Here is a 14,259-nt window from a genome sequence, read left to right on the forward strand (position 1 = left end):
CTTCGTCCCCAAGATCGTGCCTTCGCAAGCAGGCCCGCTGCTACAGCGACACCTGAGTGCCAGCCTTGCCTTCGCGGTGTGCCGGGCCCGCACGGTCAGGAAGTCGGATTCGAGGACGGGTAGCTCGACGCGCCCGGCCCGCCGACCGCTCCGGGCCATCGGCCATCGGTAGCCGTCCGATGCCGGGAAGGAAGCGCCCCGCTCGCGCGGCGTAGGCGCGATAGGCCGGGCCATGCGTGCGTAGCAGATAGGGCTCTTCCACTGCGCGGACCTGCAGCTGGACCGCGACGACGAGTGCGATGACCGCCAGCAGTCCGAGCCAGGTCGGGACCATCAGCACCAGGCCCGCCAGCGCCGCGACCATACCCGTGAAGATCGGGTTGCGGACCCGGGCGAACACGCCGTCGGACACGAGCTCGGTCCGCTCACCGGTGTCGACGCCGATTCGCCAGGACCGGCCCATCTGCCCCTGCGACACGACGACCAGACCGAACCCGGCCAGCGCCAGCACGGCGCCGGCTACCGTGACGGCGAGGTGCTCCTGGACGGGGTCCGCAAGCCCGGTCAGCACCGCCAGGGGCGAGAGGATTCCGGCCACCAGCGCGACCACGAACAGCGCCTGTCCCCACCACTGCGCGTCCGAGGGGTCGACCCCGGAAGGACGCCGCAGCCCGCTGTCCCCGGTCGCGCGCCGGTGCAGCACGGTGCGCACCCCGAACGTCACGATCACCCCGACCGCGTACAGGCCCAGGGCCGATCCCGCTGCGACCACGCTGACCTCCTCTTCGTACCCGCGCAACGCTTTCGTGCGCGGTTCACCCTTGCCGTCCCGAAGCGCCACGTGCTCCGGGAGGTGTGTCTGGCAGCCACGGGCATGGCTGTGGCTCCGTGTATCGCGCCCGCCGAGTCGACCCGGGGTCGCGAGGCCTACGGATCGGTCACCGTGGCGAGCCTCAGGGTCCGGCGAGACTCCTGAGCACCCACCTGCGCCTGCGGTTGGCAACAGGAACAACCGTCGCCACAGCTGCACAGGTCGTCGCCGGCCGACGGGTCTTCGGTCGGATCGATCAGGGGGAGGGACCTGCCCGACAGGCTGATCGTCGAGGGCCGGTCGACGGGACGTGGCAGCGCCGGAGGATCGACCGGCCTCGTCGGGGCACAGCAGGGATCGGCGACGACGGGTCCCGGGGCGACCGTGACGTGGTGCCGGCCGTGTCCGGTCGGAGCCGCGGCCAGGCCCGGCAGCAGGGATGCACGGGCGGCCCGCACCGCGTTCAGGATGACCAGTACCTCGGCGAGCTCGTGGACGAACACCACCGTGGCCAGCCCGAGGACACCGGCCGCGGCGAGCGGGACCAGGACGGCGATAATCGCCAGGGAGAGCCCGATGTTCTGCAGCATGATCACGCGAGCGCGGCGGGCATGCCCGATCAGCTGCGGCAGGTGACGCAGGTCCTCCCCCATGAGCGCCACGTCCGCGGTCTCGATCGCGACGTCGGTGCCCATCGCCCCCATCGCGATCCCGACGTCGGCAGTCGCGAGGGCCGGGGCGTCGTTCACCCCGTCGCCCACCATCGCGATTCGCCGCCCGTCGGCGATCTGCGGCAGGAGCCGTGCCTTGTCCTCGGGCAGCAGTTCGGCGTGGACGGTGTCGATCCCCGCCCGCGCGCCCAGGGCGTCCGCGGTGCGGCGGTTGTCCCCGGTCAGCATGGCGACCCGGACGCCGAGGTCGCGCAGCCGCGCGACGGCCTCGGTCGCCTCGGGGCGCAGCTCGTCGCGCACCGCGATCGCCCCGAGTAGCCGCTCGGCCTGTTCGACCAGCACGACCGTCGCGCCCTCGCCCTGCCAGCGCTCCACCGCCCCGGTCAGCTCCGAGGCGGGCACCCAGCCGGGCTTGCCCAGCCGCACCGTCTCGCCGTCGAGCGTGCCGGTCAGGCCGTGTCCGGCCACCGTCACGACGTCGTCAGCGGCTCGCGCCGGTTCACCGGCGGCGGCGAGGATCGCCGCGGCGAGCGGGTGCTCGCTGCGCGATTCCAGAGCGGCGGCGCAGGCCAGCACGGCCGCCTCGGTCACGCCTGCGGCCGGGACGATGCCGACGACCTGCGGTTGATTGCGGGTCAGTGTGCCGGTCTTGTCCAGGGCGACGGCGCGGATGCGGCCGAGCTCCTCGAGCGCGGCGCCGCCCTTGACGAGCGCGCCGTGCCGACTCGACGCCCCGATGGCCGCGACCACTGACAGCGGGACCGAGATCGCCAATGCGCACGGCGAGGCGGCGACTAGTACGACCAGTGCCCGTTCCAGCCACAGCAGCGGGTCGCCGAGCAGCGCCCCGATACCGGCGACCAGCACCGCCAGCACCATGATCGCCGGCACCAGCGGTCGGGCGATGCGGTCGGCCAGCCGCTGGCCAGCACCCTTACGCTCCTGCGCCTCCTCGACGATGTGCACGATCCGGGCCAGCGAGCTGTCCGCGGCCGGCGCGGTGACCTCGACCTCGATCGCGCCCATGCGGGCCGAACCGCCGTTGATCGCGCCCGCGTATACCCGGTCACCCGGCCCGGCCTCGACCGGGACCGACTCACCGGTGATGGCCGAGACGTCGAGGCTGGTGCGCCCGGAACGGATGATCCCGTCGGTCGCGGCCCGCTCACCGGGCCGGACCAGCATCACATCCCCGACGACCAGCTGATCCGGGGCGAGCTGGCGTTCCGCGCCCCCGCGCAGGACCGAGGCGGTCGGCGGCACCAGGCCCAGCAGGGCGCGCAGCCCGCGCCGGGTCCGCATGACCGCGTAGTGCTCGAGCCCCTCGGCGATCGAGAACAGGACGCCCAGCAGCGCCGCCTCGGTGACCTGCCCGAGCGCGACCGCGCCGATCGCCGCGATCGTCATCAGGGTGCCGACCCCGATCCGGCCGCGCCGCAGGTTGCGCAGCGCGCCGGGTACGAACGTCGACGCCGCCACAATCGCGGCCAGGGCCTCCACGCCGATCGCCACCGGTGAAGCGATTCCGGCCCGATCCAGGAACCAGCCGGCTCCCAGCACCGCCGCCGCGACCAGCGCCAGCTGCAGCTCTCGGACCTGCCACAGCCTTGCGCGATCGTGGGCGGTCTCGACCGGGTCGGCTCCGGGCGCGTTCGCCGGGCCGGGGTCCGGGCCGCAGCACGCGTCAGCCATGGACCTGCTCCTTCCCGCTCTCGGTTGCGCGATCCCCGAGCACGACCTCGACCAGCTCCCGTCCCCGACTGGTCAGCCGGTACATCACCAGGCGGCCTTGCCGGCGGGACTCGACCAAGCCGGCGACCTTGAGTTGCCGCAGGTGGTGCGAGACGAGCCCCTGGGCCTGCCCGACGATCCAGCCGACGTCACACACGCACAGCTCCTCGCCGGCGAGCAATGCTCCGGCGATCCGCAGCCGGGTCGGGTCGCCGAGCGCCCGGGCGGCGTTGGCGAACGGTTCCACGGCCCGCAGCTCCGGCACCTCCTGTCGGATCCGCTCGGCGTGCGGCAGGTCCAGACACAACAGGTCACAGGCATCGGGCTCGGTCACATCGACATACTAACGCTCGTTGCTATGTCGATGTCTAGTGTTATGTCGACCGGCTGAGCTGGCCACCCAACGTGATGCCGAGGCGAAGGCCCAGCCGCGAGACTTGACCCGTCCGGCCTAGTACCGGCACGGCCGTTCGCGCGTTGCTCCTGCGGGACGTCGGGCTTCCCAGCGGCGGCAGGAAGCCCGACGTCCCTGAATGCCGGCGAGCGAGATGTGGGTGAACGTGGTGCGGTTCGGGGTCAGGGCCCGGCTCGGTGTGGGGCTGGGGATCGTTCTGGCGGCCAGCGCGGTCGTGGCGGGGCAGGCTTCGGCCGAGTCGCCGGCGGCCCAGGCGACGCACGCCGAACCGCTGGTACCGGGGACGCCGTGCTCGGTGTCGGCCAGATCGTGTGTAGACCTGGAATCGCAGCAGGCGTGGCTGCTGCGGGACGGCACGATCGTCCGCGGGCCCGTGCGGATCTCCTCCGGGGGCGAGGGTGAGGAAACCCCGGTCGGTCATTCCCTGCGGGTCTACCGCAAGGACAAGGACCACCTCAGCGAGGAGTCCCGACTGCCCAATGGTGACCCGGCCCCGATGCCGTGGTCGGTGTTCTTCGCCGACGGTGGGATCGCCTTTCACGGGGGCAGCCCGGATCGCGACTCGGCCGGCTGCATCCACCTCGAGCCCGCGGATGCCGAGGCGTGGTTCAACGACCTGCAGATCGGGGACCAGGTGCAGGTCGTGAAAGCCTCGGAGGAGCTGGCGGCCCGGCGGGCCTCCTGACTCGGCGCGAAGAAGGACACGCCGCTGATCACGGCGTCGGTCGTGGGGGCCTCTTTCGCGTCATCGCTTTGCTGCCGGGGTGGGCGGCCGGTCGGGCTGGGGGAGACCCGGCCGACCGCCGACCCGGCGCCCGGACGCTCACGCGAAGGCGGAGCCGCCCGGGAAGAAAGTGGGCGGTGCGTAAAATCGACGGGTGTGCCCGCGGAAGGCAGCCGCGGCCCCTGGACGCGGGTGCTGCTGGACTAGCGGCCCAGCCTGCGGACCACCACGGTGGCAGCGATCGCGATGACGACGACGGCAGCAAGCAGCCAGGGCCAGATCGGCATGCCGCCGCCCTGTGTCGGAGGTTGCGCCGTGGAGGGCGCGGTTGAGGCCGGGGTCGTGGAGGGGGCCGCGGCGGCAGGCGCTGCGGGCGAGTTGTCCGTGGTGACCTGGTAGGTGACACCACCGCTGATCGGGTGCCCGTCGTTGGAGACCACTCGGTAGCCGACGGTGTAGCTGCCGGCGGGCACCGCCGTCTGCGCCGAGACGGTGACGATGCGTCCCTCGACCTGCGGCGGACCCGCATCCCAGCGGCGTCCGTCCTGGCTGGTGACGGTGGTCGAGACGAAGGCCGGGTCGAGTTCGGCACTGAACTCCAGCCGGATGCTGGCGGGTGGTTGCGCGAGGTTGGCGCCGTCGCTGGGGTCGGCGCTGAGGAGTTCTTCGTGGGCGAAGGCAGGGCTCGCTCCGGCAAGCATTCCGGCGGCGGAAAGCAGGCAGGCCACCACAGCTGCCAGGAGCCTGCGGAGGCGTCGGGGGCGGGCCGGCCCCACGTGCGGCGAGTTCATGACTGGTGCTCCTTCGATGCTGTCGGCGTCGACGCTGTGGTCCTGGTCGTGGAAGCACTCTCCGCGTCAGACGGCTCAGGGGTGTCGGGGGCAGCGTGGGATGCAGGGCCGGCTGGCCCGGCGCCGTGTGCGGCGTCGTCGGACTGTGCAGGGACTGACGTCACAGGGCGGGAGTTGGCGGCCTCGACGAAGTGGGGCATGCGGCGCGGGGCCCGTGGGTCGTCGGTCAGCCACCACGGACTCGTGGCGGTAGCGGCGCCGTAGCGCCGGTCGAGGTGGCGGTCGACGCGGCGCTGCTCGCGCTTCTCACTGCGGTTCCACTGCACGAACATGCCGGCGAGCAGGAACAGCACCACCACGTCGCCGAAGATCCACAGCAGGCCGCCGCCGACCTTCTGGTCGGCCAGCGGATCGGTGCTCCACGCGGCGGCGACCTGTGTGAAGTAGTTCGGCGCGATCAAACTGTCCCGTAGCATGATCGGAATTCCGAGCACGATATGGGCCGGCCCGAGCCCGATGACCAGCAGCAGCCGCAGCACCCAGGGCATGGGGTTGGGCAATGGATCGACCCCGAGCAGAGGCCAGTACAGCAGGGCCCCGACGAGGACGAAGTGCAGGTGGGTTAGGTCGTGGACGGCGGCGTTGGTGATGCTGAGCTCGAAGAGCGGGCTGTAGATCAGCACGAAGGGGCTGACCACGAACAGCAGGTACGCGACGAACGGGTGGCCGACCACCCGGACGTAGCGGCTGTGCACGACCGCGAGGAGGATCCTTCGCGGCCGACCGGACAGCGCTCGCAGTGCCAGGGTGATCGGCGCGGCTAACCCCAGCGGTGCCGGCGCGATCATCTGCAGCATCATGTGCTGCACCGCGCTCATGCTGAACAGGGCGTTGTCGTAGACGCCGATCATCGAACTGGTGGACAGCGCGATGATGCTCAGGCCGACGAACCACAGCACGGTGCGGCCGCGGCGCCACTCGATTCCCCTGCGTCGAAGTGTGCGGACGCCGGCGAGGTAGGCCGCGCCCGCGGCCACGAGCGGGACAAGCACCCACGGATCGAGGGTCCAACTGGTGAACACCCGTCCCATATCCACGGGCGGCGGGATGGTGGCGGCGAGCACGCCCGCAAGTGCCGCCGGGCCGCTGTCCGTCGTGGGCGCGGCGGGCAGGGTCTGGATCAACGGGTTGATCACTGCGGGTCGTCCTTTGCATCGTCGCCGCGCTGAGCGGCCTGAGAAGCGGGATCCGGTGTGCCGGGGTCCGGCCCAGCCACGGATGCTGCACCGCCACTGGGGTCGGTGTCGGCGGGCGCGGTGTCGGTGGGCGCGGTGTCGGTGGGCGCAACGTCGGCGGGCGCGCTGTCGTCCGGGCTGCCCTTCCTGCCCTCGGTCGTCTCGGCGGTGCCCGGTGTGCTCGTCGCGGTCGTCGTCTCGCGGGTGCGCCGGCGCTCCGGCCCGGTGGATTGGGCCCAGAAAATGAGCACGCAGAGCAGGATGATCGAGGCGATCACGATGAGAATCGGCCAAGGGGACACGTCTGGGGGTGGGCTGGCCGGCGGTGATACCGGCGGCGTGCCGGCTGCTCCGGTTGAGGTCGACGGGAGCACCAGGGCACTGCCCGAAGCTGGGTCGGTTGCCGGTGCCGGTGTCAGGGGCGGGATCGGAGTCGTCTTCACGGGACTCGTTTCGAGTGTCGCGGCGCGCCCGCCCGCGCCAGCCATGGCCTTCAACGCAGGTCGGGTCGGAAACACAGGGATTCGACGTACGGCGGTGAGTGGTCACCGGCTACCGACGACGGCACGGGGCATGCGTTGCGGCGAACTGCGGACGTCCCCGCGCCTGTGTGGGGCTGATCAGTTCCGGTCGACACCGACCGCGAGCAGCACTTCTCGCCCGGGCGACAGGGAACCGGATCGAGCGTCCGGCGCGCAGCTGGTGGTGGCCTCGGTGGTTATCCAGCTGCCATCGCCGGGCATGTCGAGATCCACCGCGGGCAGCGGCTGGCTGCTCGGGTCCCGGTGCACCGTCGCTGCGGCCTCGGCGCCGGTGAAGGGCTCACAATGCACGTCATGCACGACGTGGTGGCCGTTGGGAGCTCCGGAAGGAGCCGAGCTGCTCGTTGCGCCGGCGCCCGGGCTCGCCACGGCGAGGACCGCAGCGCAGAGGAAGCTCAACCCGACCAGGAGTAGGGAGGCGACGACCGCGAGTACCCGTCGGTGACATCCCGGGGCGGCGGAGGCTCGCGACATGGGCAACCTCCTTGCTCCCGATGCGCCGTACACGATCGCCATGCGCTTCTACCGCGAATAGAACTTCCGGAGGCACGGTAGTGCCTCAGGTACGGCCCCCCAAGGTCCGGGGTCTACTGCCCGACTTTCCCGCAGCTCATCGCACGGGGATCCCGCGACGAGTCAGCCAGGACTGCGGGTCGACCTTGGCGCCGGCCGCGGACCAGATCTCCAGGTGCAGGTGAGGTCCGGTCGACTGACCTCGGTTGCCCATCAGCGCGATGCGATCTCCCGCGCGCACCTGCTGGCCTTCGCCGACCAGACTCCGGTCGATGTGGCCGTAGACGCTGGTCGTGCCGTCGGAATGCCTGATCCTCACCCACAGTCCGAACCCGGACGCGGGGCCCGACTCCACGACCGTGCCGTCGGCCACCGCGAAGATCGGGGTACCGATGCGGTTGGCGATGTCGAGCCCGTAGTGCGTCGTGCCCCACCTCGGGCCTGCGGCCGAGGTCAGCCGGCCGACCGTGGGCGAGGCGTAGACCTGCCCGTCTCGGGCGACGGACGCCGCGGCGGCTCCCTGGGCGGTGGCCCGCGCCCGCGCCGCTGCCAGGGTGGCGATCTCGTCCGCGAGGCGAGCCGCCTTGTCCAGGGCACGCACCGCGTCCGGGTCGTGGGACTCGGCCCGGGCGACCGCCGGGGCTGCCCCACCCGCGAACTCGCGGGACTGTGAAGGCGAGTCATGCCGCTCGAACGGCGTCGCCATGGCCACCGGGGACCAGGAGCTCGGACCCGGGCCGTCCGCATCGGGCGCGAACGGGATCATCGAGGGTAGGGCGACGGCGGCGGCGCCAGTGGTGATCGAGGTGAGATGGCGCCCCGCGGCGGCTCTGCGACGGTGTCGTCCCACGGCTCTACGCGCCCTCACCCCGACTCGGCCAGCGGCGGGACGCGACCCGAAGGACCGGTGACGTCAGTTGCCGAGCCACGAGTGTCCTCCTGGTAGGTCGGCGCGAGCTGGTCGGAAAGCGCCGGCCTCAGGGGAGCAGGGCCGCCGCGGACTCCGGCATACCGCACAAACCATCGGATCGGCCGATCCGTGGGCGGGCGCGTCCGACAATCGGTCGCTCACGCTCTGTCAACGGCGTTTCGCCCGCCGCGGACGTTAGGGCTCGCCGACGGGCGCGGTGGCGACCTTCGACGGAGGTGTTGACGAGCAGCGCTGCCTGAGCCTGGTTCGGGGCCAACTGCGGTGGCTCTGGGGCTCCTACCGGCGACTGGCTGGACCAGTCGGAGCCAACACTTGCATACATGCGAATATCTTTATATGTTTGGTGCATGGGAGCGGGACACGGTCACGGGATGCAGCCGCAGAGCAGCTCCGGGCGGTACGTGCGCCGGCTGGCAGTCGGCCTGGGGGTGCTGCTCATCGCGCTGGTCGTGGAGGTGGGCGCCGGCCTGGCGAGCGGGTCGCTGGCGTTGTTGTCCGATGCCGGGCATGTGCTGACCGACGTGCTCGGCATGGCGATGGCGCTCGCCGCCATCCTGGCCGCCCGCCGGGAGGCCGCGGTGGGGCGCTCACCCCAGCGGACGTTCGGGGTGTACCGGGCGGAGGTGCTCGCGGCGCTGGCCAACGCGGTGCTGCTGTTCGGGGTGGCGGGCTGGATCCTCGTCGAGGCGTTCGAACGGCTGGCGGAGCCTCCGGAGGTGCCGGGCACGGCGATGCTGGCGGCGTCGCTGTTCGGGTTGGCCGCCAACCTGGTCGTGTTCTTGATGCTGCGGCAGGGCGCAAAGGAGAGCCTGAACGTGCGCGCCGCGTACCTCGAGGTGCTGGCGGACACGTTGGGCTCGGTCGGAGTGCTGGCCGCCGGGGCGGTGACAGTGGCGTTCGGGTGGCGCTACGCGGACCCGGTCGTCGCGGTCGCCATCGGGCTGTTCGTGCTGCCCCGAACCTGGAAGCTCGGCCGCGACGCGCTCCGGATCCTGCTGCAGGTCGCCCCGGCGCACGTCGATGTGGCGGCGCTGCGCGGTGACCTCGCCGCCGTCCCGGGCGTGCAGGACGTCCATGACGTGCACGTGTGGACGCTCACCAGCGGGATGGACGTCGGTTCGCTCCACCTGCAAGCCGCCCCCGGCCAGCGGGAAGCGGTTCTCGCCAGCAGCCGCAACGTGCTCTACCAGGGCTACGGCCTAGACCACGTCACCGTGCAGATCGACGACGACCGCACCGCCTCGCGCTGCATCCGGCAGTGGTGACCGGACGGCCTGTACGAGGCTCGACCACGTACGGCTGCACATAGACGATGCAACCGACCTGCGGCCGGCGATCGGCGGAGCGCGCGACCTACCACGATGACGTCGCACCCGTGGTGTTCGACTTCGCGACCGCGTATCACGTCGAGGACCGGCGTGCCGCTCTCGCGAGGTGACAACGGGTCCCCGAGGCCGCTTCTTCCGATGAGGCCCACCGCCGAGGCCCTCGCCCCGTGCACCTACCGGCGGTTGTTCGACGACCCCGGGAATGCCGCTGCACCGGGGGACCGGCTCGGGTCGACCTGAGCGCCTCGGCCCCGACCGGCCGACTCACGCTGGCGCACCCGCAGGCGCGGGCGCTGCCTGCCCGGCGTGGCGGACCGCGCTATCCCGACCAAGCAGGTCAGCCCCAGGAGGGTCAGCTAGAAGATCAGGAGGTTCCCGAGAAGGAAGGCGTTGAGACCGATGATCAGCGCGGCGACCAGGATCGCCGCGGCCGTGGTGAGCCGATGGTTGACCAGCGATCCCATGATGTCGCGGCGGCGGGTGAACATCACCAGGGGCACGAGGGCGAACGGAATCCCGAAGGACAGCACGACCTGCGACCACACCAGTGCCTGGGTCGGCTCCACGCCCAGAGCCAGGACCAGAAGGGCCGGCGCCAGCGTCAGGGCCCGGCGGGCCAGCAGCGGGATACGGCGGTGGATGAAGCCCTGCATCACGACCTGGCCCGCGTAGGTGCCCACGCCGGAGGAGGCGAACCCGGAGGCCAGCAGCGCGATCGCGAAGCCCAGTGCGGCCCAGGGACCGACCGCTACGCCCAGGCCCGCGAACACCCCGTCGAGGGTGTCGGTGTCCGGGAGGGCTGATCCGGCGAACACGGCCGCGGCGATCAGCAGCATCGACGCATTGACCACGCCCGCGGTGCCCATACCGACCAGGACGTCGACCCGAGTGGCGCGGGCGACGAACGCCTGCTGCGTCGGCCCCGCCATCCGCAACCGACGCTGCGTGAGCGCCGAGTGCAGGTAGATCACGTGCGGCATCACCGTCGCCCCGAGGATCCCCGTGGCGAGCAGGACACTGTCGGTGTCCTCGAACCGAGGCACCAATCCGGCCGCTGCGTCGCCAGCCGGCACGTCGACCTGCCAGAGCGTGGCGAACAGGCCGATCAGCACAACCAGGAACAGCCCGAGGATGGCGCGTTCGAACGGCCGGTGGCCGCGGCTCTGCAGGGCGAGCAGCCCGAAGGCCACCAGCCCGGTGATGACGCCACCGGTGAACAGCGGGATGCCGAAGAGCAGTTGCAGTGCGATCGCCCCGCCCAGCACCTCGGCCAGGTCCGTGGCGACGGCGACAATCTCGGCCTGTACCCACATCCCCCAGCTCACCGGGCGGGGGAAATGTGCCCGGCACAGCTCGGCGAGGTTGCGCCCGGTCGCCAGGCCCAGCTTCGCCGACAGCGTCTGGATCAGCATCGCCAGCAGGTTCGCCGCGACGATCACCCACAGCAGCAGGTAGCCGTACTGGGATCCCGCAGCGAAGTTCGTCGCGAAGTTACCCGGGTCGATGTAGGCGATCGCGGCGACGAACGCCGGTCCTGCCACGAGCACGCCCGCCCTGAGCCGACCGGTCTGCGGGAGGGCCATGGCGCCCTCGGACGCACCGGCCGTTTCGACCTGGACCGATCCGACGGATTGTGCACGGCCCGACCCGGCTCTACCGCTGTCCCCGACGTCTGTCACCTCGTCGGTAGGAGCGGGTCGGCCACCGGCGTCGTCCATGACGCCAGACATTAGGCATGTCTACTGATGATCGGTAGCCAGTGCTTCGAAGTGAGACGTACCGGCGCCCGTGCGCCCGCGGGGAGGAAACGCTCGCCGTGAGCAGACCCCGCAGACGGGCGAGCGTGCCCTTCGCCGCGCTCGGTCGTTGGCCCTAACGAGGCCCGCGAAAGCTGCCTCAGTGCTGATGAGGACCCCCACGGGCGGTACGGAGCATTTGAGGCAGTTCGAGAGCTTTCGCGCGGGTTGAGTAGCCTGCACCGGGCTTCAGCTGGTGGAGCAGCGGCACCCCTGGCCGGCGGTGCAGTGGTAGTGGAGGTAGGTGAAGGCGTTGCCCGGTCGCTGGCGGCACACCGTCTTCACCCTGGTCCTGATGCTGGTGGCGCTGGTTGCGCACTGCGCGTCGGAGATCCGCAGCTCCGACGAGGTCCTGGCGCCGGTGCTGGCCGTCTCGTACGCGACGTCCTCCACCGGCGACAGCCCGAGCGAGGAGGCGTCGCACATCCGCGCGCCCAGCGCGCCCGGCACGTCGTCGTTGACCTCGAGTACGGAACCGCTGGTGCTCGCTGGCGACGGGACACCCCGCGACCTGCCCGACGGGCAGCCGGGGAACCGCTCGTCCTGCCCGGACAACGGGGTACCGCTGCACGAGGACTCGGCGGCGCCACCGACGCGCGTGATCGGCGGCCCGGAATCGCTGACGCCGGCACTTACAGTCGCTGCGTGGGCGGGCTGCCCGTCCCGTCAGTCCGACGGCTCCTCGGCAGTTCCCTCGGCCCCAGGCGACGCGAGTGGAACCGCGCTGTGCACCGAGCTCTGCGTCAGTCGACGCTGATCCGCCCCACCGCTCCGGCAGCCGCGCTTCCCGTGAAACCCGGGCCAATCGGCTGCGGTGATCGGTGCCGTGTTCTGAGCGGCCGGCGACGGTCTCGCCGCTGCAGCACCTCACGACTCAGTCGGATCTCTGTCGATCCTGCCCAGGAAGAAGCTGTTCATGGCTCAGCACCGCTGGCAACGCGAGTTCCCCCGTCCGCAGCGCGGTTTACCCCGCTCCCGGCCCGTCCGCGCGGCGGTGGCCGTCGCGGCGGCCGTCGCGTCCGCGGCCGCCCTCGCCGCGGGCGTCGCCGTGGCGAACGTCCCCACGGGAGGGAAGACCCCTTATGTCGCGCCGGCGGGGTCCACGCCGGCGAACATCGTCCCCGGCACCCCCTGCACGAAGTCCGCGCGCGCCTGCGTCGACCTCGCCACGCACAACGCCTGGTTGATCCGCGACGGTGCGGTGACCCGCGCGGTCACCTTCGTCGACGGCGACGAGAAGACCCCGACCCCGACCGGCACGTTCAAGGTCGAATGGAAGGCCGAGCAGTACACCAGCCGGGAGTACAACACCCCGATGCCCTACTCGGTGTTCTTCGCCCCGGGAGGCATCGCCTTCCACCAGGGCGGCCAGACCACGCCCTCGGCCGGCTGCGTGAAGCTGGTCCTCGCCGACGCCCAGGCATTCTTCGCTGACCTGCAGGTCGGAGACGAGGTGCAGGTCAAGTGACCCGCAACGCCAAGATCTCGCTCGGCATCGTCCTCGTCGTCGTGCTGGCGGGATTGACCTGGTTCCTCGCCCCCGACGGTTTCCTCGGCAAGAGCGACCAACAGGCCGCCGCGCAGCCCGGGACAGCTGCGGCCACCGCCGCCCGCCCCGACAGCCACCGCCTGACCAACGTGGTCGACGGCAAGGTCACCTTCGTCGAGTTCCTCGACTTCGAGTGCGAGGCGTGCCGCTCGGTCTACCCGGCCATCGAGCAGCTGCGCAGCGAGTACGGCGACCGGGTCAGCTTCGTGGTGCGCTACTTCCCCATCCAGAGCCACTTCAACGCCGAACGGGCCGCCCGCGCGGTCGAGGCCGCCGCGCAGCAGGGCCGCTTCGAGCAGATGTACCAGCGGATGTACGAGACCCAGGCCGAGTGGGGCGAGCAGCAGGTCCCCATGGACGACCGGTTCCGCGGCTACGCCGCCGACCTCGGGCTCGACCTCGCCGAGTACGACCGCGTCTACGCCGCGCCGCAGACCCTCGAGCGGATCCGCGCCGACGTCGCCGACGGACAGGCCCTCGGCGTGACCGGCACGCCGACGTTCTTCCTCAACGGCGAGCGGCTCCAGCCGAAGACCTTCGGCGACCTCACCGCGGCACTCGACGCCGCACTGGCCCGATGAGCACGATCCTGCACCGACGACAGCCGGCGCCCTCCAGGCAACCGGAAGCAGCCTCGCCCGGTCCACTGCCCCGGGGGCTGGCGTGGCTACTGCTCGTCGGCGGCGTCGTCGGGCTGGCGGCATCGTTCGTCCTGACCGTCGAGCGGTTCGCCCTCGCCCAGGACTCCAGCTACACCCCGACCTGCAGCATCAACCCCGTGCTGAGCTGCGGGTCGGTGATGACCACGCCGCAGGCCGCGGTGTTCGGATTCCCGAACCCGCTGCTCGGCATCGCCGGGTTCGCCATGGTCGCCGCGACCGGCGCCGCGCTGCTCGCCGGCGGGCGGCTGCGCGGCTGGTACTGGGCCGGCCTGCAGGCCGGGGTCACCTTCGGCGTGGTGTTCGTGCACTGGCTGATCGGACAGAGCCTCTACCGCATCGGCGCCCTGTGCCCGTACTGCATGGCCGTGTGGGCGGTAACGATCCCCATCTTCTGGTACGTCACGATGCACAACCTGCACCGGCTCCGGCCGCAGAGCCGGGCGCTCGCCACGCTGACCCGCTACCACTCGGTGCCCGTCACCCTGTGGTTCGTGGTGCTCGTAGCGCTGATCGCGGCGCGATTCTGGCCGTACTGGTCCTCGCTCGCGGCTGCGGGGTGA

The 14,259-nt window shown here is 71.4% G+C and carries 15 protein-coding genes; 6 read left to right on the top strand and 9 right to left on the bottom strand.

From position 1 onward, the window contains the following. Window positions 1-40: 40 nt before the first annotated feature. The 3 genes from ACL02T_RS10050 to ACL02T_RS10060 all read right to left on the bottom strand — a co-directional run bounded on the left by ACL02T_RS10050 (window position 41) and on the right by ACL02T_RS10060 (window position 3,547). Entirely contained in the window at window positions 41-772 is a 732-nt protein-coding gene (locus ACL02T_RS10050) for a methyltransferase family protein (RefSeq protein WP_412830361.1), read from the bottom strand. Between the two features lie 155 nt (window positions 773-927). Then, window positions 928-3,174: a heavy metal translocating P-type ATPase gene (locus tag ACL02T_RS10055; RefSeq protein WP_412830362.1), complete on the bottom strand. Its 2,247-nt coding sequence runs from the start codon at window positions 3,172-3,174 to the stop codon at window positions 928-930. Then, window positions 3,167-3,547, bottom strand: coding sequence for an ArsR/SmtB family transcription factor (locus ACL02T_RS10060; RefSeq protein ID WP_412830363.1), 381 nt, complete (start codon window positions 3,545-3,547; stop codon window positions 3,167-3,169). The genes ACL02T_RS10055 and ACL02T_RS10060 overlap by 8 nt, the downstream gene beginning before the upstream one ends. Before the next feature lie 199 nt (window positions 3,548-3,746). Here ACL02T_RS10060 and ACL02T_RS10065 point away from each other — a divergent pair, with 199 nt between their 5' ends. Then, a complete protein-coding gene (locus ACL02T_RS10065) occupies window positions 3,747-4,313 on the top strand; it encodes a L,D-transpeptidase (RefSeq protein WP_412830364.1) in 567 nt (188 codons plus the stop codon). Window positions 4,314-4,555: 242 nt separating this feature from the next. Here ACL02T_RS10065 and ACL02T_RS10070 read toward each other — a convergent pair whose 3' ends face one another. From ACL02T_RS10070 to ACL02T_RS10090, 5 genes are all read right to left on the bottom strand, one after another. Continuing rightward, on the bottom strand, window positions 4,556-5,083 hold the full coding sequence (locus ACL02T_RS10070) for a copper resistance CopC family protein (RefSeq protein ID WP_412830365.1): 528 nt from the start codon (window positions 5,081-5,083) through the stop codon (window positions 4,556-4,558). 56 nt (window positions 5,084-5,139) lie between these two features. Beyond that, a complete protein-coding gene (locus tag ACL02T_RS10075) occupies window positions 5,140-6,339 on the bottom strand; it encodes a cytochrome c oxidase assembly protein (RefSeq protein ID WP_412830366.1) in 1,200 nt (399 codons plus the stop codon). Beyond that, entirely contained in the window at window positions 6,336-6,656 is a 321-nt protein-coding gene (locus ACL02T_RS10080; protein ID WP_412830367.1) for a hypothetical protein, read from the bottom strand. The genes ACL02T_RS10075 and ACL02T_RS10080 overlap by 4 nt, the downstream gene beginning before the upstream one ends. A 342-nt stretch (window positions 6,657-6,998) precedes the next feature. Beyond that, entirely contained in the window at window positions 6,999-7,289 is a 291-nt protein-coding gene (locus ACL02T_RS10085; protein WP_412830368.1) for a hypothetical protein, read from the bottom strand. A gap of 241 nt (window positions 7,290-7,530) precedes the next feature. Then, the gene (locus ACL02T_RS10090; RefSeq protein WP_412830369.1) at window positions 7,531-8,199 is read right to left on the bottom strand and encodes a M23 family metallopeptidase; all 669 of its coding nucleotides are present in this window, start codon (window positions 8,197-8,199) and stop codon (window positions 7,531-7,533) included. A gap of 512 nt (window positions 8,200-8,711) precedes the next feature. On the opposite strand from ACL02T_RS10090, the gene ACL02T_RS10095 reads away from it, so the two are divergent. Next, entirely contained in the window at window positions 8,712-9,629 is a 918-nt protein-coding gene (locus tag ACL02T_RS10095; RefSeq protein WP_412830370.1) for a cation diffusion facilitator family transporter, read from the top strand. Between the two features lie 419 nt (window positions 9,630-10,048). On the opposite strand, the gene ACL02T_RS10100 is transcribed toward ACL02T_RS10095, so the two are convergent. Continuing rightward, window positions 10,049-11,275 carry an Nramp family divalent metal transporter gene (locus ACL02T_RS10100; RefSeq protein WP_412830371.1) on the bottom strand — a complete coding sequence of 409 codons (1,227 nt, stop codon included), beginning with the start codon at window positions 11,273-11,275 and terminating at the stop codon, window positions 10,049-10,051. A 457-nt stretch (window positions 11,276-11,732) separates the two neighbouring features. On the opposite strand from ACL02T_RS10100, the gene ACL02T_RS10105 reads away from it, so the two are divergent. The 4 genes from ACL02T_RS10105 to ACL02T_RS10120 all read left to right on the top strand — a co-directional run bounded on the left by ACL02T_RS10105 (window position 11,733) and on the right by ACL02T_RS10120 (window position 14,259). Beyond that, window positions 11,733-12,245, top strand: coding sequence for a hypothetical protein (locus tag ACL02T_RS10105; RefSeq protein WP_412830372.1), 513 nt, complete (start codon window positions 11,733-11,735; stop codon window positions 12,243-12,245). A 159-nt stretch (window positions 12,246-12,404) separates the two neighbouring features. Further along, window positions 12,405-12,956, top strand: coding sequence for a L,D-transpeptidase (locus ACL02T_RS10110; protein ID WP_412830373.1), 552 nt, complete (start codon window positions 12,405-12,407; stop codon window positions 12,954-12,956). Then, window positions 12,953-13,618 (top strand): DsbA family protein, encoded by a 666-nt coding sequence (locus ACL02T_RS10115; protein ID WP_412830374.1) that lies wholly within the window; start codon window positions 12,953-12,955, stop codon window positions 13,616-13,618. Before ACL02T_RS10110 ends, ACL02T_RS10115 begins: the two co-directional genes overlap by 4 nt. Further along, a complete protein-coding gene (locus ACL02T_RS10120; RefSeq protein ID WP_412830375.1) occupies window positions 13,615-14,259 on the top strand; it encodes a vitamin K epoxide reductase family protein in 645 nt (214 codons plus the stop codon). Before ACL02T_RS10115 ends, ACL02T_RS10120 begins: the two co-directional genes overlap by 4 nt.

The organism is Pseudonocardia oceanicola, from assembly GCF_047200735.1.
Lineage (GTDB): Bacteria > Actinomycetota > Actinomycetes > Mycobacteriales > Pseudonocardiaceae > Pseudonocardia.